Below are 26,021 nucleotides of genomic sequence, written 5' to 3'. Positions count from 1 at the left end.
GACAGTGCCGCCGACGAGTCCATAACGTGAAGGTCACACGACGGTGACATGACTCATGGCCAGATGCATTGACAAGTCCGGACATGCACTCATGTTGTCGCGAGCGCGGAGTAACGGTCGCCCGCATCGCGGGATACACCGAAGATCTTCCGGCCGGAATGAAAGATTCCCGCACAAGATCCGGCATCGGTGTACCGGTCGGTAGCGGTTCGGGGGTCACCCGTTATCCGATTTTGACATAGCGAGTTCCCTGAATCGCGCGGTCCGAATGGCAAGATGCGGTCATCACACGAGGTCGCGACACCCGAAGGTGTGTGTTCTCGTCGACCTATCGGCTACTCCCTCATCCGCCGGAGGAACCCACCATGACCGCAAGCTCCACCCGTCGTACGACCGCGAAGTCCCGGATAGCAGCGGTCGGTGCGATCGCGGTCGCTGGCGCCCTGATCCTCACCGGCTGCGGTGACCAGACCGACAAGGGCGGCAGCTCCTCGGAGACCGCCAAGTCGAACAGCGCTCCGCTGTTCTCCAAGCTGCCGAAGAAGATCCAGGACGCGGGGGTCATCAAGGTCGGCACGAACGCCGAGTACGCCCCCATGGAGTCGACCGAGGGCGGCAAGATCGTCGGCGTCGACCCCGACCTGGCGGACGCCCTGAGCAAGCAGCTCGGCGTGAAGTTCGAGTTCACCTCCGGCTCCTTCGACGGCCTGATCACGGCCGTCAACTCCGGCCGCTACGACATCGCGATGTCGTCCATCACGGACAACAAGCAGCGCCAGGAGGGCCTGGACGACAAGGGCAAGAAGCTCGGCGAGGGCGTCGACTTCGTCGACTACTTCGTCGCCGGTACGGCCATCTACGTGAAGAAGGGCAACCCGGAGAACATCCAGGGGCTCGAGGACCTGTGCGGCCGGACCGCCGCCGTCCAGCGGGGCACCACGTACGAGAAGGCCCTCCAGGACCAGTCCAAGAAGTGCAAGGACGCGGGCAAGAAGGCCATCAGCATCGAGTCGTTCGAGAACGACACCGAGGCCCAGACCCGTGTGAAGTCCGGCGGTGCCGTGGCCGGCATCAACGACTACCCGGTCGCGGTCGACCTGGCCCGCAAGGCGGACGGCGGCAACGCCTTCGAGGTGATCAACAAGCAGTACGACGCCGGCCCGTTCGGCATCGTCCTCAGCAAGAAGAACACCGAGCTGCGCGACGTCCTGAAGGAAGCCGTCGACGCGATCATCAAGGACGGCTCGTACAAGAAGGTCCTGGAGAAGTGGGGCGCGCAGTCGGGCGCGATCGACCAGTCCGCGATCAACGGCGGCAAGTGAGCCGAGCGCACCACTGAAGGGCAGTCACGTGACTGACAATCTCGACAAGTCCCCCGCGGACACTCCGCCCTCGGGGCCGACGTTCTCCAAGACGTCGGTGCCCGCGGGCGGCCCGGAGGCCATCAAGGCGATCCCCGTGCGGCACTACGGCCGGTGGGTCAGCGCCGTCATCGTGGTCGCGCTCCTGGTGGCGCTCGGGTACGCGTTCTCGCAGGGCAACATCCAGTGGCACACGGTCGGCGACCAGCTCTTCGAGTCCAGCGTCGTCAAGGGCGCGGGCCGGACGCTGCTGATCAGCGTGCTCGCCATGATCGTGGGTGTGCTGCTGGGCATCCTCCTCGCGGTGATGCGGCTCTCGAAGAACCCGGTGACCAGCAGCGTCGCCTGGCTGTACATCTGGTTCTTCCGCGGCACCCCGGTCTACGTCCAGCTGCTGCTGTGGTTCAACCTGGCGCTGATCTTCCCGGTCCTCAATCTCGGTCCGATCTACAAGAACGAGATGACGGACGTCATGACCCCGTTCATGTGCGCCCTGCTGGGCCTCGGCCTGAACGAGGCCGCGTACATGGCGGAGATCTGCCGCGCCGGCCTGCTGGCCGTCGACGAGGGTCAGACGGAGGCCGCGCACGCGCTGGGCATGAGCCACGCCAAGACGCTGCGCCGGATCGTGATCCCGCAGGCCATGCGCGTGATCGTGCCGCCCACGGGCAACGAGTTCATCAACATGCTGAAGACCTCGTCGCTGGTGTACGCGGTCACCTACAACGAGCTGCTGCGTTCGACGTCGGCGATCGGTTCCACCAGTTACGCCGTGATGGAGATGCTCTTCGTGGCCTCCATCTGGTACCTGGCGATGACCAGCGTGTTCAGCGTCTTCCAGTACTACCTGGAGCGCTACTACGCCCGCGGTTCCAGCCGCAGCCTGCCGCCGACGATCTTCGAGAAGATCAAGGCGAACCTGTTCTCGAAGGGCAGCCCGAGGGGAGCCGTGTGATGACCGCCATGGTGAAGGCCGAGGGCGTCCACAAGTCCTTCGGCCTGGTCGAAGTCCTCAAGGGCATCGACCTGGAGGTGAATTCCGGCGAGGTGTTCTGCCTCATCGGCCCGTCCGGGTCCGGCAAGTCCACCTTCCTCAGGTGCATCAACCACCTGGAGAAGATCAACGCCGGTCGCCTGTACGTCGACGGGGAGCTGGTCGGCTACCGCCAGAAGGGCGACAAGCTGTACGAGCTCAAGGACAGCGAGGTGGCCCTGAAGCGCCGGGACATCGGCATGGTCTTCCAGCGCTTCAACCTGTTCCCGCACATGACGGCCGTCGAGAACGTCATGGAGGCTCCCATCCAGGTGAAGGGCGCCAAGAAGTCGGACACGCACCACCGGGCGATGGAGCTCCTGGACCGGGTGGGTCTGTCCGACAAGGCGGGCAACTACCCCTCGCAGCTGTCCGGCGGTCAGCAGCAGCGTGTGGCGATCGCCCGCGCGCTGGCGATGGACCCGAAGCTGATGCTCTTCGACGAGCCGACCTCGGCACTCGACCCGGAGCTGGTCGGCGATGTCCTCGACGTCATGCGCGACCTCGCCGAGTCCGGCATGACGATGGTGGTCGTCACGCACGAGATGGGCTTCGCCCGTGAGGTCGGCGACTCGCTGGTCTTCATGGACGGCGGCGTGGTGGTCGAGTCCGGCCACCCGCGTGACGTCCTGACGGACCCGCAGCACGAGCGCACCAAGTCGTTCCTGTCGAAGGTCCTCTGACCTCGGCGTTCGATACCGCGAGAGCACGAGAAGGGGCGGTACGGGAGTCTCCCGTACCGCCCCTTCTCCGTGTCCGCCCTCCCCCCGTGTCCGCCCTTCTTCGTTCCGCCCGGCTACGGCAGCAGCTTCGGGTTCAGCGTCAGCTTGCGCAGCTGGTCCCGGTCCAGCGGCGGTGTCTTGAGCAGCGGGCCGAGCTGGCCCTTGCCCTGGAAGCCGCCGTTGGCGCGCACGTGCAGGACCCTGCCGTCGCTCAGCTGGAGGGTCGCGACGAACTCCGGGCCCCAGGTCGGATAGGAGTAGGTGCCGGGATCCGGCGCGCCCGTCCGGTGGATGCCCAGCACGTTCCCGTTCGGGAGCTTCTCGCTGGTGCAGTCCACGGTGCCGTCGCGGGGCGAGTCCTTGCAGGGGTCCTGGAGCCCCAGGCCGCCCGTCTTGGCCTCGACCTCCTTGGCCGTGGACAGGTGGACGCTGATGTAGCCGACTCCGCCGTCCCGGCTGATGGCGTAGTCCCCGTCGTACGGCCCGACGGGCTTGGGCAGCGGGGCCTTCGGCACCTGCTTGACCAGCCGCAGCAGCGAGACCTCGCTGATCCTGCCGGTCCCGGCGGGCAGCAGCTTCGCGAACCGGCCCGCCCTGGAGGTGAGCTCGCCGGCGGTGGGCCGGCCGGCCACGCTCGTCTCCCGGCCCCGGTCGTCGAGCAGTCCCGGTCCGAGGAGCAGTGCCGCCGCCACGGCCGCGGCGGTGACGCCGGTCGTCGCCGCCCGGCGCCGCCACCGCAGCCGGGAGGCCTGTGCGAAGACGGTCTCGCTGTCGCGGCCGTGCGGCGTCCGGACGTCGTCCACGGCCCGTCCGAGCAGTTCCCGGACGCGCTCCGTCTCCATCTCCTGAAGATTCATACGTATTCCTCCCGCACCGCGGCCCGCAGCGCCGCGAGTCCCCTGGCCGTGTGGCTCTTGACCGTGCTCTCCCGCATCCCGAGCAGCTGGGCCGTGGCGGCCACGCTCAGGTCCTCCCAGTAGCGCAGCACCAGTACGGCGCGCTGCTTGGGCGCGAGCTGCGCGAGGGCGGCCCGCACCACGAGTCCGGTGTCGCTGTCGACCGACAGGTCCGCGATGTCCGGCACGTCGCCGTACGCCTGCTCGCGCCGCCAGAAGCGGCGGCGCGCGGAGATGAAGGTGTTGACCAGCGTTCTGCGCGCATAGGCCTCGAGGTTGTCGAGGCGGCCGTGCCGGCGCGCACCGAGGACGACCTTCACCAGGGTCGTCTGGACGAGGTCCTCGGCCTCGTCCCGGTTTCCGCACAGCAGATAGGCGCTGCGGAACAGCGCCGTCCGTCTGCCCTCCACGAAGGCGTGCAGAGCGGCTTCCTCGCCGCGCGTCATCCTGCCCCCTTCCCCGGCCCGCGGTCGCGGGCCGTCTCACCCTTCCAGTGCGGTGGGCTCCTGCGGGGGTTGCAGAAGAGGCGGTACGGATTTTCCGTACCGCCTCTCGATCGGCGTGCTGCTGCGGCTACTTGACCGCGAGGACCAGCGCGTCCGAGGGGGAGCGCCAGACCGTCCGGGCCTCCCCGAAGCCCTGCGCGCGCAGGGCGCGCGCGTGCCAGTCGGCGGACGGGGTGTCGCCGTCGGCGTGCTCGCCGTAGATCTCGAAGCGCCGGGCGGTGGGGCCGGCGAGGACGGGGTCGGCGGCGGCCAGCTCCCACCATTCGGCCCAGTCGAGGGCGCCGTCCTTCTTGGCCTGATCCATGCGGGCGTGCCGCTGGGCGCGCTCGGCCGCGTTGATCCTGGGGGTCGTCTCGTCGATCATGTGGTCGGCGTTCATGAAGACACCGCCGTCGCGGACGAGTCCCGCGATCCGACCGTAGAGGGCCGCGAGGGGTTCGCTGTGCAGCCAGTGCAGGGCCGTCGCGGTCAGGACGGCGTCGTACGAGTCGTACGGCAGCAGGGACACCCAGTCCGGGTCCTTGAGGTCGGCCGTGACGAAGGAGACCCGGTCGTCGCCCGCGAAGGTGCCCTCGGCGATGGCGAGCAGGGCGGGGTCGAGGTCGACTCCGGTGCTGACGGCCTTCGGGAAGCGGGCGAGCAGCCGGGCGGTGATGGTGCCGGTGCCGCAGGCCAGGTCGAGGACGCGCGGCTCGGGACCGACGAGGGCCTCGACCATGTCGAGCATGACCCGGAAGCGCTCCTCGCGGTCCGGCATGTACCACTCCTGCTGCCGGTCCCAGCTCGTCTGCCAGGCTGCCCAGTCGGTTCCCGGTGTGGTTCCGGTCGTGGTGGTCATGGAGTCCCCTTCTTCGCCGCGCCTCGTAATACCCTGGAAGCACGATCAGCTGTTACCCAACCGCAGACATGACGATAGAGCGCGCCCGTAAGGACTACAAGTGGAACTGGCCTATTACTCGGATTACGCCGTCCGTCTCGTCAACAGCGAGGAACCGGCCCGGGGCAAGGACGCGCTGACCTCGGTCGAGGCGGTCCGCGACCTCTTCGAGGGCAACTCCTCGGCCGCGCGCCGTGCCACGGACGCGGACGTCACCCGCTTCCGCTCCGTACGGGCGCGGCTGCGCGGAGTCTTCGAGGCGGCGGACGGCGGCGACGAGACCCTCGCCGTCGACCTGCTGAACTCACTCCTCCTGGAGTTCCCGGTGAGCCCCCAGATCTCCGGCCACGACCACCGGGACGACGACGGCCGCCCGCTGTGGCACATGCACCTGGCGGACCACCCGTCGAACGCGACCGCGGGCTACGCGGCGATCGCCGCGATGGGGCTCGCCTTCCACCTCACCGAGTACGGCGTCGACCGGCTGGGCCTGTGCGAGGCGGCGCCCTGCCGCAATGCCTACCTGGACACCTCGACCAACCGCTCGCGGCGCTACTGCTCGGACCGCTGCGCGACCCGCGCCAATGTCGCGGCCTACCGGGCCCGCAAGCGCCTGGAGGCGGACCGGTCCGACAGCACGGGCCTGGCCGCGCCCCACACCCAGCGCGCCAGCGCGACCGGCGAGCGCTGACCCCGCTTCAGCGGCCGGTAGCGGAACCACACCTTCCCGAGGACGAGTTCCTCGGGGACGGTTCCGTAGTCGGTGCTGTCCCCGCCCGCGAAGGCGTTGTCCCCGAGCACCCACCAGCCGCCCTCGCGCCGCTCCGCGGCCCGTTTGACGACCAGCAGGTCCTGCTGGAACGGATGGCGCAGGACGACGACGTCGCCGGCCCTGACCCGCGCCCCCCACTGCACGACGAGCCGGTCCCCGTGCTGGAGCGTGGGCACCATGGACGGTCCCGTCACCTCGGCCGCGCCGAACGGCAAGACGGCCCTCCCACGCTCGGTCTCCTGCGACAGCTCCGGCATCACCGGCACCTCCCCGGTCCTATCCTCCACCAGTCCCAGTTTCACCCTGGACTTTTGTCCTAAGCCCATGGGGGCACTCGCGAAAACCCGTCTTCCACGGAGTAATGTCCCACCTGAGAAGACGATCACGAGGAAGGACAGCTCAATGCTCTCCCGCCTGTTTGCCCCCAAGGTCAAGGTCAGCGCACACTGCGACCTGCCCTGCGGTGTGTACGACCCGGCCCAGGCCCGCATCGAGGCGGAGTCGGTGAAGGCCGTCCAGGAAAAGATGGCCGGCAACGACGACCCGCACTTCCAGGCTCGCGCCACCGTCATCAAGGAGCAGCGCGCCGAGCTCGCCAAGCACCACGTGTCGGTGCTCTGGAGCGACTACTTCAAGCCCCCGCACTTCGAGAAGTACCCGGAGCTGCACCAGCTGGTCAACGACACCCTGAAGGCCCTCTCGGCCGCCAAGGCGTCCACCGACCCGGCGACGGGCCAGAAGGCGCTGGACTACATCGCCCAGATCGACAAGATCTTCTGGGAGACCAAGAAGGCCTGATCCCGGATCACCTCCTTCTGCGCCGCGGTTCCGACACCGCAGCGTCTCCCGACCGCACCCGGTCCGTACAGGGCGCCGAGCACGGCGTCCGCCACGGGCCGGGTGCGGTCGTCATGTCACAGCCAGCCGCGCTCCTTCGCCCGCAGGGCGGCCTGGAAGCGGGTGGTGGCACCCAGCCGGGTCATCAGATCGGCCACGTGTGCGCGGTACTTGCGCAAGGACATGTTCAGCGCGCGGGCGGCGGTCTCGTCCTTGTCGTGCTCGGCCAGCGCGCGCAGGACCCGCGCTTCCGCCGCGCTGAGACCGAGCCCGTCGAGGTCCGCGGCCCGTTCCCACAGTTTCTCGAACAGCGCGACGAGCGCGGCCACGATCCCGGGCTGGCGGATCATCAGCGCGTCGGTGTCCGACCGGCCGGGTTCGAGCAGCACGAAGGCGACCCGCCGGTCGATGACGAGCAGCGGCAGGAACGGCTCGGCCGTGACGCGGTGCAGATCGCCCAGGCCGTGCAAGTGCCGGGCGTAGGCCAGCTCTTCGGGCAGGTCGAGGGCCGCCGCGCCGACCAGGGTCCGGCTGACCAGACCGTCGGCGAGCCGACGGCGGTAGCGGCGGGTGGCCTCCTCGGAGTGGTGCCGGCCGCGCGGCAGGGGCTTGGCGTTCATCGTCTCGGCCCGGTCGCGCATCGCGTCGATGCGCCGGTTCACGCCCGCGCTGTCCTCGATGCGTTCGACGAGTTCGACGGGGCGGCCGCGGCGGGCCTCCTCGGCCAGATCGCGCACCACGTCGAAGGCCGCGTCCAGGCGGGCCAGTTCGCGCGACGTGCGCTCCACCTGTCGGCGGACGAGCAGGTCCACGGTGGCGGCGGGCGGCAGCGGGGCCAGGGAGCCGTCGATCACGCCCAGCGTCCGCAGCTCGTCGAGGACCGCGGCGAGGCGGGGCAGGCCGAGTTCCGCCCGGGCCTCGTCGGGGTCGGCGTGCGGTGTACGCAGGAGATAGCGGTAGACCCGCTCCTGATCATGCGTCAGCCCGAGGCTCTCCAGGCCCATCGGTCCCCCCGTCCCGTGCAGCTTCCTGCACCGAGTCTTGCAGCTTCTCCCCGTGCCGAGGCGCACATGTGACCGAGAAGCTGAGGGCCCGGGTCCGACCGAACCCGGGTCGCACAAGCACAGGGGGACCATCGTCATGGGCTACATCCGCAGCTTCGTCCCGTGGATCGCCGTGGCCGCGCTCACCGGCACGGTCGACATCCGCGTCGCCGCGCTCACCGGCCTCGTCCTGGCCGCCGGACTCGTCGCGGTCCAGCGCCGCGCGGGCCGCGGCTGGGACGCCCAGGTGATCGAGGGAAGCGCCGTCGTGTTCTTCGCCGCCTACACCGTCGCCGCGTGCGTCGCGCCCGGCTCGTCCGCCGTCGTCCATTACGGCCCGCCGCTCTCCTCGCTCTGGCTCGCGGTCACCGCCTGGGCCTCGCTCGCGATCGGCCGCCCCTTCACGCTCGGCATCGCCCGCACCCAGGTGTCCGAGAACCGGTGGAACAGCCCGCTCTTCCTGCACGTCAACCGTGTCATCACCGTCGTATGGGCCACGGCTTTCACCCTCTGCGGCATCGGCGGGGCGCTGCTGTGGCACTACCGGCCGGAGGCGGACACGGCCCGCACCCTGCTCACGGTCGCCGCGTTCGTCCTCCCCGTCCTGTTCACGGTGCGCTTCCCCGACATCGCTCGCGCCCGTCACGCGGCGTCGCGCGACGCGCTCGCCGAGTGACCGAGCCGGCCGGGCCCGTCCCGGCCGGCGGCCTCCCCCGCTTCACCGGACGCGGCGGTCCCTGAGAGAGTGCGTTCGAGAAAGCACGATGAACGCCGAGGAGTCCCCCATGCCGTCCGCGCGCCCCCGCGTCCTGTTCGTCAGTGACCTGGCCTATCCGGCCAAGGGCCGCCGCTACTGCGACGAGGACATCTTCCTCACCTCCCGGCTGCGCGAGGAGTTCGACGTCGCCCTGTGCCATCCGCTGGACGCGGAGCGGCTGATGCACGGTTTCGACGTGGTGGTCGTGCGCAACAGCGGGCCGGTGCTGAACTACCAGGAGCAGTACGACGCGTTTCGCGCCCGGGCGGTGGCGGACGGTGTGCGCGTGTTCAACGAGCTCTCCGGCAAGGGCGACATGGCGGGCAAGCGGTACCTGCTCGATCTGACGGCCGCCGGGTACCCGGTCATCCCCACCGTCGACCGTGCCGAGGACCTGGGCCTGCTGCCCGTCGCCGGCCAGTATGTGGTGAAGCCCAAGCTGGGCGCGGACTCGATAGGCCTGGAGTTCGTCCCGCGCGAGCAGCTCGCCGGGCGCGCGTACGGCGACGTCCTCGTCCAGCCCCGTATCGACTTCCGCTACGAGGTGTCCTTCTACTTCGTCGACCGCACCTTCCACTACGCCCTGTACGCCCCCGACCCGGACCGGCGGTGGGCCCTGGAGCCGTACGAGCCGACCGCGGCCGACCGTGAGTTCGCCCAGCGGTTCGTCGACTGGAACGACATCGACCACGGCATCCAGCGCGTGGACGCCTGCCGTGCCCCCGGCGGTGAACTGCTCCTCGTGGAGCTGGAGGACCTCAACCCGTACCTCTCCCTGGACGTGCTCTCGCCCGGCGTCCGGGACTCGTTCGTCGCGAGCGTGAAAACCTCGTTGCACGGGCTGATCGCGCGGGAGACGGTACGAACCGTACCGGCCGACCGAGAGGGAGCGCCCCGATGACCGAACCGATCCGGTGGACCTACGCCTTCGTCGACCGGCCGCTGAAGGAGTCCGGCACCGCCCACGACTTCTGGACCGCCGTCACGGGGACGCGGTTGTCCGGACCGCGCGGCGACCGGGACGAGTTCGTCACGCTGCTGCACGACGGGGCGGACGCGTGCGTGAAGATGCAGGGCGTCGAGGACGGCGACGGGGGCGCGCACCTCGACCTGGCCGTCGAGGACGTGACCGCGCTGGTGCGGTCGGCGCGGCGCCTGGGTGCCGAGGTTGTCGCCGGGCACGAGGGATGGACCGTACTGCGCTCGCCCGGCGGGCAGTCGTTCTGCGTGGTGCCCTGGCAGGGTGAGTCGACGCGCCCGCCGGTGGTCGAGGTCCCGGGCGGCGGGGCGACCAGCCGCCTCGACCAGGTGTGCCTGGACCTGGCGCCGTCCGTGTACGACGCCGAGGTGGCCTTCTGGGGCGAGCTGACCGGCTGGGTGTCCCGGCCCGGCGCATTCCCGGAGTTCCACGTGGTCGGGCCGCCCTCGACGCTGCCGTTCCGCATCCTCCTGCAACGCCTGGGCGACGAACGTCCCGCGTCCGCCCACCACGACATCGCGTGCTCGGACGTCGACGCGGTCCGGGCCCACCACGAGAGTCTCGGTGCCGCCCTCGTCGCGCGCGGCGCCCACTGGAACGTCATGCGGGACCCTGCCGGCGGCACGTACTGCCTGACGCCCCGGGATCCCGCGACGGGCAGCCTCCCCTAGGCCGTCCCCGCGGTCTGCGGGTCCCAGGTCTCCACGTCCACGACGGCCTCCACCGGGATGGGTCCGTAGACGTGCGGGAACTCCTCACCCCCGGGCTTCATCGCCTCGTGGCGCACCGGCGCGCCGACCCGCTCGGCGTCGATGACGAGGACGACGAGCTCGTCGGGACCGGCGTAGGAGCCGTAGAGGAAGGAGGCCACGCCCGGGAGTTGGCGGCGTGTGGAGCAGTGGATGAATCCCTCCTCGCCGAGGGTGCGGCCGCGCGTGGACATCTCGTACGTGCCGGACGCGCGGGCCGCGTCCCACAGGGAGCGCTCGGTGATGTGCAGCAGAGGTTCAGGCATGCGCCCACGCTACGGTCCCCCGTCCGCGGCCCGCACACGGACCGTGCCCGCTCCCTAAGGGCGCGAGGCGTTCGGGGGCGCCGGCTCCTCGGCACGGTCGTCCGGTCCCTGTTCCGGCCGGTCGCCGGCCGTTCGGTCGGCCCGCTCGCCGGACGCGTCGTCCGGTGTGCGGCCCGGCGCGTCGGCCGGCTGGTGGACGGGGTGCCGGCCGCGCTCGGCGGGCCCTGCCTCGCACTCGGGGTTGTGGCAGGGGCCGGGGCCCCACACGGGGACCCAGGCGCCCAGGGTCTTGTGGCGTCGCACTACGGTGTCGACCGGCTGCCCGCAGGAGGGGCAGACGTGCTCGTCGGTGCCCATGACCCCAGGGTATTGCGGTGACGGCCTCAGCGCTTCCTGCTGTACGTCCGCACGAGCACACCGTTGTCGAAGGTGCGCACCGAGTCGAGCGCGAACTCGGCGACGTCGAACCCGGACCCGAACATCGGCATGCCCGAGCCGAGCACCACGGGGTAGGTCTTGATGACGAGCTCGTCGACCTCGTCGATCAGGGCTCCGGCGAGCTGCGAGCCGCCGCAGAGGTAGATCCCGAGTTCGCCGTCCTCGGCCTTGAGTTCGCGGACCTTCCCGAGGACGTCGTCCCCGACGACCGTCACGTTCGGGTCGGGCGACTCGTCGAGGCCGCGCGAGGCGACGTATTCGCGCAGATGGGCGTACGGGCTGGTCACGCCGATGTCCAGCGCCAGGTCGTAGCTGACGCGGCCCTGGATCACCGTGTCGAAGCGGCGGTTGGCCAGATCGTCGATGCCGAGCGCCTGCCGGCCGTGGGTCGCCAGGGTCTCCGGGTACTCCGCCTTGAGGAAGTCGAAGTACTCCTCGTCGACGAACGGCATGAAGAACTGCCAGTCCCCCTTCGGGTCTGCGATGAAGCCGTCGATCGAGCAGGCGATGAAGTACGTGAGCTTGCGCAAGCGGGTCTCTTTTCGTGGACGACGCGTTGGGGTGGTCCGGCCACCTCTGCCGAACCACTCCAGTTATAGTGCTTCACCTGTAGTGGTTACAAGGGGATTCCCGGAGGACGTCCAGATGGCAAGGAACCCGGAGCGCAGGGCCGCCCTCGTCGACGCGGCCGTGGCGGTGCTGGCACGCGAGGGGGCGCGCGGGCTGACGTTCCGCGCCGTGGACAGTGAGGCCGCCGTGCCGGTGGGGACCTCGTCGAACTACTTCACCGACCGGGACGACCTGCTGAACCAGGTCGACGCCCACCTCCACACGCGCCTCGCCCCCGACCCGGCGGTGCTCGCCGAACTGCTCACCAGACCGAAGGACCGCTCACTGGTGCTGGAGTTCATGCGGGACCTGCTGGCCCGCGCCACCGGCGACCGCACGGGCTACCTGGCCCTGTTCGAGATGCGCCTGGAGGCCACCCGCCGCCCCGCCCTGCGGGCCTCGTACACCGAGTCGGTGCGCGGCGACCTGGAGCAGGGCATGGCGTTCCACCGGGCGGCGGGGCTGCCCGGCGGCGACGAGACCGTGACGGTGCTCTACCTGGCCGTGCTCGGGCTGCTCCTGGAGCAGCTGACCCTGCCGGGTGTCCTGGACGGGGTGCTGCCGGGTGTCGCCGTCCCGGACGAGCTGCTGGAACGGATCGTGGCGACGATCGTGCCGGAGGCCTGACGCCTCAGGCCTGCGGCTCGCGCCACATGGGCCACATCTGCGGCCCGTTCGGCAGGTCGAGCGGGCTGCCCTCCAAGGCGAACCCGAGCCGCTCGTACAGCGCCCGGCTGCGTGCGCTGCTCGCCTCCAGATACGCGGGCAGGCCCTCCCGGTCACAGCGGTCGAGGACGGACCGGATCAGCGTCGTACCGAGTCCCTCGCCCTGCCGTTCCGGTGCCACGGCGATCATCCACAGATATTCGTGGGCGCGGCCCGCGGGGTGGATGTCCGCGGTCAGCCGGCCGATCAGCTCGACGCGTTCGTTGCCCGGGTCGACGGCCTCGCGCAGCTGCGCCGGACCGTCCTCGTCCGTGTCTCCCCCACCGTGGTCACCGGCGGGGACGGACAGCCACAAGGCGCACGCGGTGCCGTCCTCGGCCAGGTCCACCCGGCCCTCGGCGAGCACGGCGTCGAGGAAGGCGGCCATCAGTTTGTGGTGCGTCGCACGGCGGTCCGCCTCGTCCGGGAAGACCCAGCCGCTGACCGGATCGTCCTGGAAGGCCTCGTCCAGCAGCCGGACGACCAGCTCTCTGTCGCCCTCGTCCGCCGCCCGGATCGCCACGCCCATGTCCCGCCCCGCCCTTCGCCCCAACTCACCTTGATCGTATGGCCGTTGCAGCCTAGTCGGTCCCCGTGGAGGGCAGGCACCGGAGGTCACGCGGCGGGGACGACGAAAGTGGGGCGGAGCCCGCACACCGTGGGGATGTGCGGGACCCGCCCCGTCCGGAGCCCGGCGCCGTACGGAGGTCAGGTGCCGTACGGAACCGGGCCCCGGGGCCTGTGGCCGGCGCGCGGGCCGGACGACCTGCGCGCCGCTCCGGTCAGTTGCTGCGCCGCGTGACGAACTCCGCCAGCGCGAGGAGGCCGCCCGCCGCCTCCGGGTCCGGGATCGCCCGGGACAGCTCGTGCATCGCGCGGGACATCCGGTCGGCCGCCTGGACCTGCGCCCAGTCACGGCCGCCCGCCCGCTCGACGGCCAGCACCGTGCGCTCCATCTCCCCCGCGTCTCCTTCCCCGTACGGCACCGCGTACAACGCGGCCAGTTCGTCCGCCGCCGGGGTCCCCGAACCGAGCGCGGCGACCACGGGCAGGGACTTCTTGCGGGCGATGAGGTCCGCCCCGGCCGGTTTGCCGGTGCGGCTCGGGTCCCCCCAGATCCCGATCACGTCGTCGATCAGCTGGAAGGCGAGCCCGGCCTCCCTGCCGAACGCGTCCAGCGCCGCGACGTCCTCGTCGTCCGCCCCCGCGTAGAGCGCGCCGACCGCGCAGGCACAGCCGATCAGGGCTCCCGTCTTGGCCTCGGCCATGACCAGGCAGTCGTCGAGGGTGACCTCGTCCGGGCCCAGCTTCTCCATGGCCGTGTCCGCCTGCTGGCCCGCGCACAGCTCGACGACACAGGCGGCGAGCCGGGCGGCGGCCGCCGAGGACGCCGGATGCGGGTCCTCGGCGAGCAGCTGCTGGGCCAGCGCCTGGAGCGCGTCGCCCGCGAGGATCGCGTCGGCGTCACCGAACACGGTCCACGCCGTGGGACGGTGCCTGCGGGTGGTGTCCCGGTCCATGACGTCGTCGTGCAGCAGCGTGAAGTTGTGGACCAGCTCCACGGCCGCCGCGGCCCGCACGGCCGCACCGTGCCGCCCGCCGAGCGCCCTGACCGCGGCCAGCACGAGCGCGGGCCGGATCGCCTTGCCCGCGTTGCCCGCCGCCGGGGTGCCGTCCGCGTGCTCCCAGCCGAAGTGGTACAGCGCGACCCGGCGCATGGAGCCGGGCAGTGTGTCGATCGCCCTGCGCAGCTCGGGGTCGACGGACGCCCGCGCGCGCTCCAGGATGCCCGCTGCCTCCTGTCCGTCGAGCGGACCCGGTGGGGCCTGCCGGTCCATGGGCCTCCCGGTGGGGCTCCGCCTTTCCAGGATCTCGGCCGGGCCCTGCTTCGTGTCCGTCATGAATTCACCCATGGGACCGCCTCGGAGGGTCTGCGGACAGTGGCATTTCCACGGCTGGCGGGCGCGCGCCCCCTCGTGCACCCGCCCCGCGGGACGGGGACACGACGCCCGGCATGCGGTGACGTCACCGCCAGCGGCCGATCTCTACGTTCTCCAGGATGCCGAGGGCATCCGGCACGAGGACGGCGGCGGAGTAGTACGCCGTCACCAGGTAGGAGATGACCGCCTGTTCGTTGATGCCCATGAAGCGCACCGACAGGCTCGGCTCGATCTCGTCCGGGATGCCCGACTGCTGGAGGCCGATCACACCCTGCTCGGCCTCGCCCGTACGCATGGCGATGATCGAGGTCGTACGGGTGTCGCTGACCGGGATCTTGTTGCACGGGAAGATCGGCACCCCGCGCCAGGTCGGGATGCGGTTGCCCGCCATCTCGACGGTCTCCGGGACCAGACCGCGCTTGTTGAGCTCGCGTCCGAATGCGGAGATCGCGCGCGGGTGCGCGAGGAACAGCTTGGTGCCGCGCCGCCGGCTGAGCAGTTCGTCGAGGTCGTCGGGGCTGGGCACGCCGTCGTGCGGCTGCAACCGCTGGTCGTACTCGCAGTTGTTGAGCAGTCCGAACTCCCTGTTGTTGATGAGCTCGTGCTCCTGACGCTCCTTCAACGCCTCGACGGTGAGCCGCAACTGCTGCTCGGTCTGATTCATGGGCTGGTTGTAGAGGTCGGCCACACGCGTGTGCAGGCGCAGCACGGTCTGGGCGATGCTCAGTTCGTACTCGCGCGGCGCCGCTTCGTAGTCCACGAAGGTGCCGGGGATGTCCGGCTCGCCGGTGTGGCCCGCCGCGAGGTCGATCTCCTTCTCGCCGTACTTGTTGGTGCGCTGCGCCGGAATGGAGCGCAGGCTCTGGAGATGGTCGCGCAGGGATTCGGCGCGCTCCGCGACCTGTTCGAGGTCCTGGCGGGGCAGGGTGAGCACGGTGACCGAGGTGACCGCGCGAGCCGTGTACTCCCAGATCGCGTCCGGGTCGATGAGCGCCTGCTCGCCGAAGTAGGCGCCGTCGGCGAGGACACCGAGGACCGCGTCGTCCCCGTAGGGACCGGTGCCGATCTTCTCGACCCTGCCGTGCGCCAGCAGGAACACCTCGTCGGCCTGGCTGCCGAACGAGGCGAGCACTTCGCCGGGTGCGAACTCCCGCTGCCGGCAGCGCTGGGCGAGCTCGCCCAGTACTTCCTGATCCTCGAACGACCTCAGCACGGACAGCTCGCCGAGCTCCGCCGGGATGACCTCGACCCGGTCGCCGGTCTTCACGAACGTCACGCGGCCGTCGCCCACGGAGTAGCTGAGCCGCCGGTTGACTCGGTACGTGCCACCCTGCACGTTCACCCACGGAAGCATGCGCAGCAGCCAGCGGGAGCTGATCTCCTGCATCTGGGGTGCGGACTTGGTGGTGGTGGCCAGGTTCCGCGCGGCGGATGTGCCGAGGCTCTGCTGCGGCTTGCCCTGCTGCGCGCGGACCTCTTCGCCTACCGACATGAATTGCCCTCCCGGTCGTGCACTGATCTGCGCGGACCAGCCTTCCATCACGGAGCGTGCCGGTGCTATTACACGAATGAGGGGGAATGGATCACGGGGCGATTGGGCAACGGCCGCGATTCTGTCCAGGGAACTCCAAGATCCGGCCAACCGTTTGACCCAGCGACGGACAACGAAGGGAGACGGCAGTGGCAGGCTTCCTGGACCGCGCCAAGGAACAGGCGCAGCGCGGCCTCACACAGGGCAAGCAGAAGATCGACGAGGTGCAGGCGCAGCGCGCCGGCAGCGACCTCTTGAAGAAGCTCGGCGCGGCGTATTTCGCGGAGCGGCGCGGCAGCGGCACCCCCGAGGCGACCCAGCAGGCCCTCCAGGCCCTGGAGAGCCACATCGCCGCGCACGGGGACGCGTTCCTGCACTCCTGAGCAGCCCGGCCGGATCTCGCGGTCCCGGCGGCCACCGGACCGGCCGTTCGGCGGTCCGCCGGGCCGGTGGGGCGGTCCACCCGGCCGCCCGATCCACCGGTTCCACCGCTTCCGTCCCGCATGTCCGGATCGGCTCGCACGCTGTGCGAACGAGTAGTACCGGCCACCTTGTTGCGGGTACAAGCTGCGGTACGAGACGGCCGCGAAAGGTGGCCGCCGCGCAGCACGAAGGAGGCGGCCGTGGCCCCACCCATGTCCGCGCGTACTTTCCTGGACCGGCTCAGGGACGAAGGCGTCACGGTCGTCGAGGTCGGCGACTGGGAACATCACAACCGCAACCACAAGGGCCCGTGGGGCCCGGTGCACGGCGTGATGATCCACCACACGGTGACCTCCGGGAGCGAGCGCACCGTCGAAATCTGCCGCAAGGGCCACTCGGAACTGCCCGGGCCGCTGTGCCACGGCGTCATCACCAAGGACGGCGTCGTCCACCTGGTCGGCTACGGACGCGCCAACCACGCGGGCCTGGGCGACGACGACGTCCTGCGGGCGGTGATCGCGGAGAAGGCGCTCCCCCACGACAACGAGGCGAACACCGACGGCAACCGCCACTTCTACGGCTTCGAGTGCGAGAACCTCGGCGACGGGAAGGACCCGTGGCCCGAGGCACAGCTGGAGGCCGTCGAGCGGGTCTCCGCCGCGATCTGCCGCCACCACGGCTGGACGGAACGCTCGGTCATCGGCCATCTCGAATGGCAGCCGGGCAAGATCGACCCGCGGGGCTTCACGATGCGATCCATGCGGGAGCGCATCCGCGACCGCCTGAAGTGACGGGACGCCCGCCGCCCCGGACCGGCGGCGGGCGCGGGCGCCGACGCGTCGTCCGGTTCCCCCGGTCACGCCGAGCGCCCGCGGCCCTGTCCGGTCCGGCCGGGGCGGCCGTGGCGCAGCGGCCCAGGGCGATCCGGAGGGTCCGGGGCCGAGGGGAGCCGGGCGGCCCGGGCCGGGGTTGGCGGCAGTGGTGACCGGCGTGCGGCGACAGCCCGTTCGGACCGGGTGCGGGACCCGGGCCTCGGGATCCGACAGCGGTGAACCGTCGCGTCGGCCGGAGGGGAAACAGCCGAGTGGCCCCCGTCGGCCGGCGGGGGCCTGGCCGACAGCGGGGACCGTGCGGTGCTGTCTGCCCAGGGGCGACGAGACGGGCGTACGTCACCGGGGGCACCGTAGCGGGCCGTTCAGCCGCGGGGCGGTGGCGCTTCAGCCGTGGGGCAGTAGCGCTTCCGTCGCGGGGCGGCATCGCTGCAGCCCCGGGACGGTGGCGCTCTCCGTGAGCCCAGCCCGCGCCCGCTCCGGACACATGTCCGACAATGGGCGGATGACCAGCCCCGACGTCCAGGACGCCGCCGGCGACCCCGAGCCTCCCTCCGACGGGGCGGCCGGCACCGCCGTGCTGCGGCCGCGGCTGCCGTCGCCGCTGGTGGAGGCCCGGGACGAGCGGTTCGCGCGCCACGGCGTCCGGCTGCTGCTCAAGCGGGACGATCTGATCCACCCGGAGCTCGTCGGCAACAAGTGGCGCAAGCTGACCCCGAACCTGGAGGCGGCGGCGGGCCGCACGGTGGTCACCTTCGGCGGTGCGTACTCGAACCATCTGCGGGCCACGGCCGCCGCCGGCCGTCTCCTCGGCATCCGGACGCTCGGCGTGGTCCGCGGCCAGGAGCTCGCCGAACGCCCGCTCAACCCCTCGCTCGCCCGGTGCGCGGCAGACGGCATGCGCCTGCACTTTGTCGACAGACGGACGTACCGCGCCAAGGGGGAGCCGGAGACGCTGGCCGCGATCCTGCGGGCGGTGGAGGCCGAGGACGCGTACGTGGTGCCCGAGGGCGGCAGCAACTCCCCCGCCGTGCGCGGATGCCAGGAACTCGGCCGCGAGCTGGGCGACGCGGCCGACGTGGTCGCCGTCGCCTGCGGCACCGGCGGGACCCTCGCCGGCCTCGCCGCCGGACTCGCCCCCGGCCGCCGCGCCCTCGGCATCCCGGTCCTGAAGGGCGGCTTCCTGGACGCCGACGTGCTGGCCCTCCAGCAGGCCGCGTTCGGCGCCCGCCGCGGGCTGTGGTCCCTGGACGACCGCTTCCACTTCGGCGGCTACGCCCGCACCACTCCTGAACTCGACGCGTTCGCCGAGGACTTCGAGGACCGGCACGGGCTGCCCGTCGAACGTCTCTATGTCGCTAAGATGCTGTATGGGCTCGCCGTCCTGGCCCGGGAGGGCACCTTCACGCGGGGGACGACGGTAGCGGCCGTGATCACGGGAGCACCGTTGCAGGCGTAGCGAATCAAGCGGGGAGCGCGTGTCGACTTCAGAGCATGGTCAGGCCTTCGGCAACCTCTTCGCGACCGGGCCGACACGCCCTCCGGCAGGGTGGCGAACTCTCACCTGGGACGCATTACGGGTCCAGCAGTCCACACAGCCGCTGGCCGCGTACTTCGACGGCATGGAGCCGGACTGGCAGACGGTTCTGCGCCCGGAGCTCCCCGCTCTCGCACTGGCGTCCAAGGCCATCAACGCGACGCAGGAGAGGATTTCGGATCGAACCTGGGGGATGACGCTGTTGCGCGCCCCGAGCGGAGAAGGGAAATCCACGGCACTGAGGCAACTGGTGGCGGTGCTGCTCGCCGGATCATCCGTCTCGGAAGTGCTGTGGTGCGACGACCTCGGCAGCGAACTCACCGTCGACTCCGTCCGGACGCTGCTCTCCCAGGGGCACGCGGACATCGTGCTGGCCGCGGACAGGGCGGAGACACTCATCCGGGACCTGGACGCCGTCATCAACCAGGTGTCCGTCCCCGCCGGCAAAACCTTGCAACTGCTGTTGGCCGCCCGCGACACCGACTGGACACGCGCGCGCCGGAACGCGGGCTTCAAGCTCGATCCGGTACAGCAGTGGCAGGCGCGTATGCCGATCGCCTGTCCCGACCGCGGGGAGGGCGTTCCGCTCGGCGACGCCCAGCTCATCGTGCAGGCCTGGGTCGCGTGTACTGGCGCACTTCCGCCGCGTCTGCGCGGCCGCAGTCGCGAGCAGGCGGCCCGGGAACTGCGGGCGGCAAGTCTGCGTCAGGGCCGCGGCGGCGCGCTACTGGGTGCCCTACTGGATCTCAGGTTCGGCGCCGCCGGACTGCGGGCCCATCTCGCTTCGCTGCTCACCCGTCTCCAGGCGACAGAAATCGGTGCCGACAAAACGCTGGCGAGTGTGCTCCTGATTCTTGCCACCGCCGAAGAAGCGGGAACCGACGGGATTGCGCGGGAGATCCTGGCGGAATTTGCCGAGATCTCGGAGAGTCAGCTGCGAACGCAGATCGAGGGCCCGCTGGGCCGAGAGGCGGTCACCGGCAACGGCGGGTACGTCGTACACATTCGTCATCCGAAGATCGCGCGCAGCATCCTCGAAATCGCACTCTCCGATGAAAGCTCCCTGGCCCTGGAATCGGACCTGGACGCGCTGATCGACGCGACCGTACGAGTCGGCGACAGATCGGTCTACCTGACCGGGTACGGCCAGATGTTCGACATCGGCCGCCGCCTGCTCAATGAGGGAAAGCTCTCTTCAGAGTTCACACCGCGGGTGAAAAGCGTTGCGGTCGGCAGGTGCCGGAAGGCCGTACGCGCGCAGCCGCGCATGCTGAGCAACCGAATCGCCCTGTCCACCGTGCTCCGTGAAACCGATCAGGTGGAGTTGGCCGAGGAAGAGGTGTGGAGACCGATCCTCGACTCCCTGGCTGACCAGAGATCCTGGGCCGACTGGCGGAAGTACGTCCGCGGGGCCTGGCACGAACTCGCCACGGCGCTGGGGAGCGCGACGCGCTACGCGGAAGGCGTGGGCGCGGCCGCGATCTCGCTCGCGGACCGCGTCAGCCCCGCCCCCATCACCAGCGGACGCATTGCCATCTCCCTCAACCAGCTGGCCCTCAACGCGAAATCTCTCTACGCCATGTCCCACAGCGAGGAGCTCCTGACCGTGGTGGGAGCAGTCGACTCCTGCCTGCGCGAGCTGTTCCCCGAGGAGACCAAGGCGGTGGGCTATCTGAAGACCTACTGCCGAGATCTCGGAATTTCACCGAAGCCGTTCGGAGAAGCGGCTCAACTCGTCGAATCCGTCCAGGCAGCCACCCTGGTCGCTCGCACGCACTACCTGGATGATTCCGATCTCGATCTAAGCGTGGAGGATCTACGGTTCTCCGAACTGGAGAGGATCCTGAGGAGACATGCCGCCGCGATCCGGTGAGGTCACCGTGCGAATCATGGCGATCTGCGCCCTGACGGCCCTCGGAACTCTCACCTTCCTCGGTCTTGCCTGTGGCCAGGCTGCCGCCCGGGCCGCCTCGCCCAGCCCGAATTCCACGGCCACCCCCATCACTGTTGTCGTACGCGACACTTCCAGTAAGGCGGGTGGCTTCTCCATCAAGGATCTCTTCATTCCGCTGGGAACGTTCCTCGGCGCCGTCGTCGGAGCCGGCGGTGCCGCAGGGGTTGCAGCCATCAGCGTGCGCGCCCAGGACCGAAAGGCGCGTGACGAGACCTCCGACCGCAGGACCGAGGCCGAGCACGACCGGGCCTACCAGCGCCTCGCTTCTCTGGCCACGCTCGCGGAAGAAGCATTTCAGCAGATCATCAAGGTTTCCCGGACCGGTCCCGAAGCCTGGTCGACCGCCGGCGCGGATACGGAGCGCACGGCCCTGCGGCTCATGCAAGTCCGGGTCTTGACCGCGAGTCGCACCATCCCCGACGAGATCATCGGCCGTCGGGCGCGGGACTTCGTCGCCCGGACCGGCGACGTGTTGCTCGCGGCCACCCGGCAGGCGGCCGAACCGCACTTCGCCGAAGTCGGGACATCATTCGACGCTCTGCTCCTCAGCATCGCGGAAGCACAGGTCGGACCGTCCTGAGATCCGGGCCTCCGCAGCTTCGGAACAGTGCTCACGCCGTCTCGCGGTAGGCCGCCGCCTCCTCCAGGTCGAGCCGGCGCAGCAGCGTGCGCAGCATCTCGTCGTCGATGAAGCGGAGGTCGCGCAGCTTCACGAAGACCTCGCGCTCGGCGCCGATCATCTCCCGGGACAGCCGCCGGTAGGTGTCGTCGGCCGACTCGCCGGTCACCGGGTTGACGGCGCCGAGCCGCTCCCAGACGGCGTTGCGGCGGTGCTCCATGACTCCGCGCAGCCGGTCGGCGAGGGGCGGCGGCAGCGCGTTGCGCTCGTCGGTGAGCAGGTCGTCGAGCCGCTGCTCGGCGGCCCGGGACGCCTGCGCCTGCGCGTTGGCCTCGGCGAGCGTCTCGGCCTGGACGTCGCGGCCCGGCAGCTTCAGCAGGCGGATCAGCGGCGGCAGGGTCAGTCCCTGCACGACCAGCGTCCCGATGACCGTCGTGAAGGTCAGGAACAGGATCAGGTTGCGGTCGGGAAAGTCCTCGCCGCCGTGGACGGTGAGCGGGATCGAGAAGGCGATGGCGAGCGAGACCACACCGCGCATGCCGGCCCAGCCGATGATGAAGGGGCCCTTCCAAGTGGGGTTGTCCTCGCGCTTCCTGATCCGCGCGGACAACAGCCGGGGCAGGAACGTCGCCGGGTACACCCACACGAACCGCGCCGCGACCACCACCAGGAAGACGGCGACCGCGTACCAGGCGGCGCTCGTGCCCTCGTACTGCCCGAGCCCCTTGAGGACGACCGGCAGCTGGAGTCCGATCAGCGCGAACACCGCCGACTCCAGGACGAACGCGACCATCTTCCACACGGCCTCCTCCTGGAGCCGCGTCGCGAAGTCCACCTCCCAGGCACGGTGCCCGAGGTAGAGGGCGACGACCACCACCGCGAGCACACCGGAGGCCTTCAGCTGCTCGGCGACCCCGTACGCGACGAAGGGGATCAACAGGGACAGCGTGTTCTGGAGCAGCGCCTCCTTCATGTGGGTGCGCAGCCAGTGGATCGGGATCATCAGGACGAGCCCGACGGCCACACCGCCGACCGCCGCGATCAGGAACTCGCGGATGCCGCCCGCCCACGTCGCGCCCTCGCCGATCGCGGCGGCGAGGGCCACCTTGTAGGCGGTGATCGCGGTCGCGTCGTTCACCAGGGACTCGCCCTGCAGGATGGTGGTGATCCGCGAGGGCAGGCCCACGCGCCGCGCCACCGCCGTCGCGGCGACCGCGTCCGGGGGCGCGACCACCGCGCCGAGGACGAGCGCCGCGGTCAGCGGCAGGCTCGGCACGATCAGGTACGCGGCCCAGCCGACCACGAGGGTGGCGAAGAGGACGTAGCCGACGGACAGCAGCGCGACGGGCCGCAGTTGTGCCCTCAGGTCGAGGTACGAGCTGTCGGTGGCCGCCGTGTACAGCAGCGGGGGCAGCACCAGCGGCAGCACGACCTCGGGATCGAGTTCGTAGACGGGCACTTTCGGGATGTACGCGAAGACCAGGCCCGCCGCGACGAGCAGGAGCGGCGCGGGCACCGGTGTGCGGCGAGCCGCCCCGGCGACCGCGGCGCTTCCCGCGACCAGCAACAGCAATGGCAAAACGTGCATCGTCTTTCCGCCCGCCCTCGTTTTCGCGCGGCGTGCCGCACACCCGACGTAACCTGGCAATCATGAAACAGTGCACGCACGCCGAAGCGCTGCCGCACCCCGAACCCCAGCCCCTCAGCGAGACGTGCCTGGAGTGCCTCGCGGCCGGCACGCACCCGGTACAGCTGCGCCTGTGCCTGGAGTGCGGGCACCTCGGCTGCTGCGACTCCTCTCCGCTGCAACACGCGACGGAGCACTTCAAGACCTCCGGGCATTCGATCATGCGCACGTTCGAGCTCGGGGAGAACTGGCGTTGGTGCTTCGTCGACCACGTACTCGTATGACACGACGCAGGCATACTGGAACAGCCCGCGGATCGCATACACGTGTGACCGGCGATCCGGACGGTTCGACCGTCTGACGCTTGGGTACGTCAACCCGGCGCGCGCTCTTCCTAATTGGGCCCGCAGACCCCTAGCCACTGTCCGTACTCATAGGCTTACTATGAGTGACAGCAAGGGGCGGGGTCCCCAGGACAGGACACTTGGGAGCGCGGTAGCGTCACGGCTGAACGACATAGCGCGTTACCCGGGGGGCGACCCTCGGCCCCCGAAAGAGCTTGTACCACCATGGAGGTGAGGGTGTCCCAGATCGCAGGCGAGCCCGCGACGAAGGACTTCGTGGAAGTCCGGCTGCCGGCCGCGGGTGCCTACCTGTCGGTGCTGCGTACGGCCACGGCCGGGCTCGCGGCCCGTTTGGACTTCACCCTCGACGAGATCGAGGACCTGCGTATCGCGGTGGACGAGGCCTGCGCGATCCTGCTGCAACAGGCCGTCCCCGGCTCGGTGCTCAGCTGCGTCTTCCGGCTCATCGACGACTCGCTGGAGGTGACGGTCTCCGCGCCGACCACCGACGGTCACGCTCCGTCACGGGACACCTTCGCCTGGACCGTCCTCTCGGCGCTCGCGGGCAAGGTCGACTCCTCCGTCGCCGAGGACAAGACCGTGTCGATCAGCCTCTACAAACAGCGCGGCGCGGGACCCGGGCCGGCGTGAGGAACGGGGACGGGCCGGTGCGGGACGAAGAGCGCGGCACACGGGAGCTTCCGGCCGGGCGCGTCGACGGCCTCGACGGGCCGCGGCGGACGGCGGACGGCGTCGACGGCATTCCCGAGCAGGCCCGGCCGCATCCGGAGGACGGCGCCTCACCGGTCGTCGCGCAGGCCGCGGCGGAACCGCGGACCGACGAGGACGAACGGGAGGAGCTCTCCGGCCGGGGCGATGGACAACGGGATCCGGAGGGTGCCGCGCTGAGCACGTCCTCGGGAGGGCGGCGGCTGGTGACGGGCGGGACTATGAGCGAGCACGAGCGACACGACAAACCAGGGGCACACAGCGTGCAGGGCGCGCAGCACGGGCCGAGCGCCCAGCACATCGAGCACGACCCTCAGGACCGCAGCGGTGCACGGGCGATGTTCGTCGAGCTGCGCAAGCTCAAAGAGGGCAGCGCCGAGTACGCGGAGCTGCGCAACCAGCTCGTCCGCATGCACCTCCCGCTCGTGGAGCATCTCGCCCGCCGCTTCCGCAATCGCGGCGAGCCGCTGGACGACCTGACGCAGGTCGCCACCATCGGCCTGATCAAGTCGGTCGACCGCTTCGACCCCGAGCGCGGCGTCGAGTTCTCGACGTACGCGACGCCGACGGTCGTCGGCGAGATCAAGCGGCACTTCCGCGACAAGGGCTGGGCGGTCCGCGTCCCGCGCCGTCTCCAGGAGCTGCGGCTGGCGCTGACCACGGCGACCGCGGAGCTCTCGCAGCTGCACGGCCGCTCCCCCACGGTCCACGAGCTGGCCGAGAAGCTCGCGATCTCCGAGGAAGAGGTACTGGAGGGCCTGGAGTCCGCCAACGCCTACTCGACGTTGTCCCTGGACGTGCCCGACACGGACGACGAGTCGCCGGCCGTCGCGGACACCCTGGGCGCCGAGGACGAGGCGCTGGAGGGCGTCGAGTACCGCGAGTCCCTCAAGCCGCTGCTGGAGGATCTGCCGCCGCGGGAGAAGCGCATCCTGCTCCTCCGTTTCTTCGGGAACATGACGCAGTCGCAGATCGCCCAGGAGGTCGGCATCTCCCAGATGCACGTGTCACGGCTGCTGGCCCGCACCCTGGCCCAGCTGCGGGAGAAGCTCCTCGTCGAGGAGTGAGCCGGCCCCGGCCGACCCCTTCCTCCCCGCGCGGCACCCCCGCGCCGCCGGCCTCGTGGGAGACCTCCGCGCCGCCGGCCCTGCGGGACGGCTCCGCATCGTCGACGCGGCGGGACCGATCCACGCCACCGGCCTGTGGGACCGATCCACGCCACTGGCTCCGCGGGACCGCTCCGCGCCCACCGGTCACCCCGGTCCGGCGGACACGTCCCCGGTCGCCCCGGCCTCACCGGACAATTCGGCGCCCCACCGGGCGCTTCCGGTCCGCGCGGGTCCCACGCACCGACCGGTCACCTCCGGTCTCATCGGGACCCACCACCGGCCCCTTCCGGTCCCACAGAGTCACCGCAGTCGGTCACGACCGGCCACAACCGACCACGTCCCGTCCGACCAGCGCGCCCACGGTCGCTTCCGGTCCCACCGGACACGACCCGGACACCTCTCGCACCGGGTGAAGACCTCCGCGCCTGCCCGGGCCCCGCGCACGGACCGGTCACCCCCGATCGCACCGGATCCCGCGACGGAACCGACCTGCGGCACAGCTGCGCCGACTCGGTCGGCACACGCATCCCGACCGGCCGCTGCCGGTCGCACCGCATCCCAGGACGGGTCCGCCCGGTGACACAGCTGGGCCAATCCTGTCGGCATACGCATCCGTACCGGTCGCTCCGGGTCGCACCGGATCCCTCGACGGAACCGACCGGTGGCACAGCTGCGCCGACTCGGTCGGCACACGCATCCCGACCGGTCACTGCCGGTCACACCGCATCCCGCGACGGAACCGACGAGTGGCACAGGTCCACCGACCCGGTCGGCTACGCAGCCTCACCGTCGCTCCCGGTCCCGTCGGCCGCCTCGGCCCCGGGCGGA

General features: G+C 70.6%; 29 protein-coding genes. 17 read left to right on the top strand and 12 right to left on the bottom strand.

Annotated elements, in window-relative coordinates; genetic code table 11:
* Positions 1-365 precede the first annotated feature (365 nt).
* Genes ACSYGO_RS30590 through ACSYGO_RS30580 form a run of 3 tightly spaced genes read left to right on the top strand, consistent with a single transcriptional unit; the run spans position 366 to position 3,077 of the window.
* Entirely contained in the window at positions 366-1,322 is a 957-nt protein-coding gene (locus tag ACSYGO_RS30590; protein WP_426679722.1) for an ABC transporter substrate-binding protein, read from the top strand.
* 28 nt (positions 1,323-1,350) lie between these two features.
* Positions 1,351-2,316 (top strand): amino acid ABC transporter permease, encoded by a 966-nt coding sequence (locus ACSYGO_RS30585; protein WP_426679723.1) that lies wholly within the window; start codon positions 1,351-1,353, stop codon positions 2,314-2,316.
* The gene (locus ACSYGO_RS30580) at positions 2,316-3,077 is read left to right on the top strand and encodes an amino acid ABC transporter ATP-binding protein (RefSeq protein WP_426679724.1); all 762 of its coding nucleotides are present in this window, start codon (positions 2,316-2,318) and stop codon (positions 3,075-3,077) included. The genes ACSYGO_RS30585 and ACSYGO_RS30580 overlap by 1 nt, the downstream gene beginning before the upstream one ends.
* Positions 3,078-3,190: 113 nt before the next feature.
* Here ACSYGO_RS30580 and ACSYGO_RS30575 read toward each other — a convergent pair whose 3' ends face one another.
* The 3 genes from ACSYGO_RS30575 to ACSYGO_RS30565 form a co-directional block, all read right to left on the bottom strand.
* On the bottom strand, positions 3,191-3,973 hold the full coding sequence (locus tag ACSYGO_RS30575; RefSeq protein ID WP_460388375.1) for a hypothetical protein: 783 nt from the start codon (positions 3,971-3,973) through the stop codon (positions 3,191-3,193).
* A complete protein-coding gene (locus ACSYGO_RS30570; protein ID WP_435223656.1) occupies positions 3,970-4,458 on the bottom strand; it encodes a sigma-70 family RNA polymerase sigma factor in 489 nt (162 codons plus the stop codon). Before ACSYGO_RS30570 ends, ACSYGO_RS30575 begins: the two co-directional genes overlap by 4 nt.
* A gap of 127 nt (positions 4,459-4,585) precedes the next feature.
* Positions 4,586-5,356, bottom strand: coding sequence for a class I SAM-dependent methyltransferase (locus ACSYGO_RS30565; RefSeq protein WP_426679727.1), 771 nt, complete (start codon positions 5,354-5,356; stop codon positions 4,586-4,588).
* A gap of 100 nt (positions 5,357-5,456) precedes the next feature.
* Here ACSYGO_RS30565 and ACSYGO_RS30560 point away from each other — a divergent pair, with 100 nt between their 5' ends.
* Positions 5,457-6,086 (top strand): CGNR zinc finger domain-containing protein, encoded by a 630-nt coding sequence (locus ACSYGO_RS30560; protein WP_426679728.1) that lies wholly within the window; start codon positions 5,457-5,459, stop codon positions 6,084-6,086.
* On the opposite strand, the gene sodX is transcribed toward ACSYGO_RS30560, so the two are convergent.
* Positions 5,990-6,424, bottom strand: a complete 435-nt coding sequence (gene sodX, locus ACSYGO_RS30555; RefSeq protein WP_426679801.1) for a nickel-type superoxide dismutase maturation protease — start codon at positions 6,422-6,424, stop codon at positions 5,990-5,992. The two genes, ACSYGO_RS30560 and sodX, sit on opposite strands and share 97 nt — an antisense overlap.
* Positions 6,425-6,569: 145 nt before the next feature.
* Between sodX and sodN the strand changes: the two genes are divergently transcribed.
* Positions 6,570-6,965 (top strand): superoxide dismutase, Ni, encoded by a 396-nt coding sequence (gene sodN, locus ACSYGO_RS30550; RefSeq protein WP_004983535.1) that lies wholly within the window; start codon positions 6,570-6,572, stop codon positions 6,963-6,965.
* Between the two features lie 116 nt (positions 6,966-7,081).
* On the opposite strand, the gene ACSYGO_RS30545 is transcribed toward sodN, so the two are convergent.
* Entirely contained in the window at positions 7,082-8,008 is a 927-nt protein-coding gene (locus tag ACSYGO_RS30545; RefSeq protein ID WP_426679729.1) for a hypothetical protein, read from the bottom strand.
* 136 nt (positions 8,009-8,144) lie between these two features.
* Between ACSYGO_RS30545 and ACSYGO_RS30540 the strand changes: the two genes are divergently transcribed.
* From ACSYGO_RS30540 to ACSYGO_RS30530, 3 genes are all read left to right on the top strand, one after another.
* Positions 8,145-8,723, top strand: coding sequence for a hypothetical protein (locus ACSYGO_RS30540; RefSeq protein ID WP_426679730.1), 579 nt, complete (start codon positions 8,145-8,147; stop codon positions 8,721-8,723).
* Positions 8,724-8,832: 109 nt separating this feature from the next.
* The gene (locus ACSYGO_RS30535; RefSeq protein ID WP_426679731.1) at positions 8,833-9,705 is read left to right on the top strand and encodes an ATP-grasp domain-containing protein; all 873 of its coding nucleotides are present in this window, start codon (positions 8,833-8,835) and stop codon (positions 9,703-9,705) included.
* The gene (locus tag ACSYGO_RS30530) at positions 9,702-10,454 is read left to right on the top strand and encodes a VOC family protein (protein ID WP_460388373.1); all 753 of its coding nucleotides are present in this window, start codon (positions 9,702-9,704) and stop codon (positions 10,452-10,454) included. Before ACSYGO_RS30535 ends, ACSYGO_RS30530 begins: the two co-directional genes overlap by 4 nt.
* Here the strand turns inward: ACSYGO_RS30530 and ACSYGO_RS30525 are convergent.
* From ACSYGO_RS30525 to ACSYGO_RS30515, 3 genes are read right to left on the bottom strand one after another with little or no spacing between them, the layout of a single operon-like run.
* A complete protein-coding gene (locus ACSYGO_RS30525) occupies positions 10,451-10,798 on the bottom strand; it encodes a DUF952 domain-containing protein (RefSeq protein ID WP_426679733.1) in 348 nt (115 codons plus the stop codon). The genes ACSYGO_RS30530 and ACSYGO_RS30525 overlap by 4 nt on opposite strands.
* Before the next feature lie 54 nt (positions 10,799-10,852).
* Positions 10,853-11,155 carry a hypothetical protein gene (locus ACSYGO_RS30520; RefSeq protein WP_460388371.1) on the bottom strand — a complete coding sequence of 101 codons (303 nt, stop codon included), beginning with the start codon at positions 11,153-11,155 and terminating at the stop codon, positions 10,853-10,855.
* A gap of 26 nt (positions 11,156-11,181) precedes the next feature.
* Complete coding sequence (locus tag ACSYGO_RS30515) at positions 11,182-11,766, bottom strand: dihydrofolate reductase family protein (protein WP_432175702.1); 585 nt, start codon at positions 11,764-11,766, stop codon at positions 11,182-11,184.
* 115 nt (positions 11,767-11,881) lie between these two features.
* Between ACSYGO_RS30515 and ACSYGO_RS30510 the strand changes: the two genes are divergently transcribed.
* Complete coding sequence (locus ACSYGO_RS30510) at positions 11,882-12,472, top strand: TetR/AcrR family transcriptional regulator (protein ID WP_426679736.1); 591 nt, start codon at positions 11,882-11,884, stop codon at positions 12,470-12,472.
* 4 nt (positions 12,473-12,476) lie between these two features.
* Here the strand turns inward: ACSYGO_RS30510 and ACSYGO_RS30505 are convergent, their stop codons facing one another.
* The 3 genes from ACSYGO_RS30505 to ACSYGO_RS30495 all read right to left on the bottom strand — a co-directional run bounded on the left by ACSYGO_RS30505 (position 12,477) and on the right by ACSYGO_RS30495 (position 15,982).
* Positions 12,477-13,079 (bottom strand): GNAT family N-acetyltransferase, encoded by a 603-nt coding sequence (locus ACSYGO_RS30505; RefSeq protein ID WP_460388369.1) that lies wholly within the window; start codon positions 13,077-13,079, stop codon positions 12,477-12,479.
* A gap of 253 nt (positions 13,080-13,332) precedes the next feature.
* Complete coding sequence (locus ACSYGO_RS30500; RefSeq protein ID WP_460388367.1) at positions 13,333-14,463, bottom strand: family 2 encapsulin nanocompartment cargo protein polyprenyl transferase; 1,131 nt, start codon at positions 14,461-14,463, stop codon at positions 13,333-13,335.
* 112 nt (positions 14,464-14,575) lie between these two features.
* Complete coding sequence (locus tag ACSYGO_RS30495) at positions 14,576-15,982, bottom strand: family 2B encapsulin nanocompartment shell protein (RefSeq protein ID WP_426679739.1); 1,407 nt, start codon at positions 15,980-15,982, stop codon at positions 14,576-14,578.
* 188 nt (positions 15,983-16,170) lie between these two features.
* On the opposite strand from ACSYGO_RS30495, the gene ACSYGO_RS30490 reads away from it, so the two are divergent.
* From ACSYGO_RS30490 to ACSYGO_RS30470, 5 genes are all read left to right on the top strand, one after another.
* Positions 16,171-16,404, top strand: a complete 234-nt coding sequence (locus ACSYGO_RS30490; RefSeq protein ID WP_426679740.1) for a hypothetical protein — start codon at positions 16,171-16,173, stop codon at positions 16,402-16,404.
* Positions 16,405-16,644: 240 nt separating this feature from the next.
* Positions 16,645-17,235: an N-acetylmuramoyl-L-alanine amidase gene (locus tag ACSYGO_RS30485; RefSeq protein WP_345650593.1), complete on the top strand. Its 591-nt coding sequence runs from the start codon at positions 16,645-16,647 to the stop codon at positions 17,233-17,235.
* A gap of 544 nt (positions 17,236-17,779) precedes the next feature.
* Entirely contained in the window at positions 17,780-18,733 is a 954-nt protein-coding gene (locus ACSYGO_RS30480) for a 1-aminocyclopropane-1-carboxylate deaminase/D-cysteine desulfhydrase (RefSeq protein WP_460388365.1), read from the top strand.
* A 19-nt stretch (positions 18,734-18,752) separates the two neighbouring features.
* A complete protein-coding gene (locus ACSYGO_RS30475; protein WP_426679742.1) occupies positions 18,753-20,684 on the top strand; it encodes a P-loop NTPase in 1,932 nt (643 codons plus the stop codon).
* A gap of 16 nt (positions 20,685-20,700) precedes the next feature.
* On the top strand, positions 20,701-21,345 hold the full coding sequence (locus tag ACSYGO_RS30470) for a hypothetical protein (protein ID WP_432175706.1): 645 nt from the start codon (positions 20,701-20,703) through the stop codon (positions 21,343-21,345).
* 31 nt (positions 21,346-21,376) lie between these two features.
* On the opposite strand, the gene ACSYGO_RS30465 is transcribed toward ACSYGO_RS30470, so the two are convergent.
* Positions 21,377-22,972 (bottom strand): Na+/H+ antiporter, encoded by a 1,596-nt coding sequence (locus ACSYGO_RS30465; protein WP_426679744.1) that lies wholly within the window; start codon positions 22,970-22,972, stop codon positions 21,377-21,379.
* Between the two features lie 62 nt (positions 22,973-23,034).
* Here ACSYGO_RS30465 and ACSYGO_RS30460 point away from each other — a divergent pair, with 62 nt between their 5' ends.
* The 3 genes from ACSYGO_RS30460 to ACSYGO_RS30450 all read left to right on the top strand — a co-directional run bounded on the left by ACSYGO_RS30460 (position 23,035) and on the right by ACSYGO_RS30450 (position 25,151).
* A complete protein-coding gene (locus ACSYGO_RS30460; protein ID WP_426679745.1) occupies positions 23,035-23,295 on the top strand; it encodes a UBP-type zinc finger domain-containing protein in 261 nt (86 codons plus the stop codon).
* Between the two features lie 297 nt (positions 23,296-23,592).
* Entirely contained in the window at positions 23,593-24,006 is a 414-nt protein-coding gene (locus ACSYGO_RS30455) for an ATP-binding protein (protein ID WP_028802066.1), read from the top strand.
* The gene (locus tag ACSYGO_RS30450; protein ID WP_426679746.1) at positions 24,003-25,151 is read left to right on the top strand and encodes an RNA polymerase sigma factor SigF; all 1,149 of its coding nucleotides are present in this window, start codon (positions 24,003-24,005) and stop codon (positions 25,149-25,151) included. Before ACSYGO_RS30455 ends, ACSYGO_RS30450 begins: the two co-directional genes overlap by 4 nt.
* Positions 25,152-26,021 lie beyond the last annotated feature (870 nt).

Source organism: Streptomyces krungchingensis (assembly GCF_054729265.1).
This window is presented reverse-complemented; position numbering and strand designations above follow the sequence as displayed.

Excerpts from the sequence above, each read along its gene's own strand:
- ACSYGO_RS30565 (WP_426679727.1), bottom strand. The coding sequence starts at position 5,356 with ATGACCACCACGACCGGAACCACACCGGGAACCGACTGGGCAGCCTGG.
- sodX (WP_426679801.1), bottom strand. The coding sequence starts at position 6,424 with ATGCCGGAGCTGTCGCAGGAGACCGAGCGTGGGAGGGCCGTCTTGCCG.
- ACSYGO_RS30505 (WP_460388369.1), bottom strand. The coding sequence starts at position 13,079 with ATGGGCGTGGCGATCCGGGCGGCGGACGAGGGCGACAGAGAGCTGGTC.
- ACSYGO_RS30500 (WP_460388367.1), bottom strand. The coding sequence starts at position 14,463 with ATGGGTGAATTCATGACGGACACGAAGCAGGGCCCGGCCGAGATCCTG.
- ACSYGO_RS30525 (WP_426679733.1), bottom strand. The coding sequence starts at position 10,798 with ATGCCTGAACCTCTGCTGCACATCACCGAGCGCTCCCTGTGGGACGCG.
- ACSYGO_RS30535 (WP_426679731.1), top strand. The coding sequence starts at position 8,833 with ATGCCGTCCGCGCGCCCCCGCGTCCTGTTCGTCAGTGACCTGGCCTAT.
- ACSYGO_RS30460 (WP_426679745.1), top strand. The coding sequence starts at position 23,035 with ATGAAACAGTGCACGCACGCCGAAGCGCTGCCGCACCCCGAACCCCAG.
- ACSYGO_RS30580 (WP_426679724.1), top strand. The coding sequence starts at position 2,316 with ATGACCGCCATGGTGAAGGCCGAGGGCGTCCACAAGTCCTTCGGCCTG.
- ACSYGO_RS30495 (WP_426679739.1), bottom strand. The coding sequence starts at position 15,982 with ATGTCGGTAGGCGAAGAGGTCCGCGCGCAGCAGGGCAAGCCGCAGCAG.
- ACSYGO_RS30510 (WP_426679736.1), top strand. The coding sequence starts at position 11,882 with ATGGCAAGGAACCCGGAGCGCAGGGCCGCCCTCGTCGACGCGGCCGTG.
- ACSYGO_RS30540 (WP_426679730.1), top strand. The coding sequence starts at position 8,145 with ATGGGCTACATCCGCAGCTTCGTCCCGTGGATCGCCGTGGCCGCGCTC.
- ACSYGO_RS30590 (WP_426679722.1), top strand. The coding sequence starts at position 366 with ATGACCGCAAGCTCCACCCGTCGTACGACCGCGAAGTCCCGGATAGCA.
- ACSYGO_RS30570 (WP_435223656.1), bottom strand. The coding sequence starts at position 4,458 with ATGACGCGCGGCGAGGAAGCCGCTCTGCACGCCTTCGTGGAGGGCAGA.
- ACSYGO_RS30470 (WP_432175706.1), top strand. The coding sequence starts at position 20,701 with ATGGCGATCTGCGCCCTGACGGCCCTCGGAACTCTCACCTTCCTCGGT.
- ACSYGO_RS30465 (WP_426679744.1), bottom strand. The coding sequence starts at position 22,972 with ATGCACGTTTTGCCATTGCTGTTGCTGGTCGCGGGAAGCGCCGCGGTC.
- ACSYGO_RS30575 (WP_460388375.1), bottom strand. The coding sequence starts at position 3,973 with ATGAATCTTCAGGAGATGGAGACGGAGCGCGTCCGGGAACTGCTCGGA.
- ACSYGO_RS30545 (WP_426679729.1), bottom strand. The coding sequence starts at position 8,008 with ATGGGCCTGGAGAGCCTCGGGCTGACGCATGATCAGGAGCGGGTCTAC.
- ACSYGO_RS30530 (WP_460388373.1), top strand. The coding sequence starts at position 9,702 with ATGACCGAACCGATCCGGTGGACCTACGCCTTCGTCGACCGGCCGCTG.
- sodN (WP_004983535.1), top strand. The coding sequence starts at position 6,570 with ATGCTCTCCCGCCTGTTTGCCCCCAAGGTCAAGGTCAGCGCACACTGC.
- ACSYGO_RS30520 (WP_460388371.1), bottom strand. The coding sequence starts at position 11,155 with ATGGGCACCGACGAGCACGTCTGCCCCTCCTGCGGGCAGCCGGTCGAC.
- ACSYGO_RS30480 (WP_460388365.1), top strand. The coding sequence starts at position 17,780 with ATGACCAGCCCCGACGTCCAGGACGCCGCCGGCGACCCCGAGCCTCCC.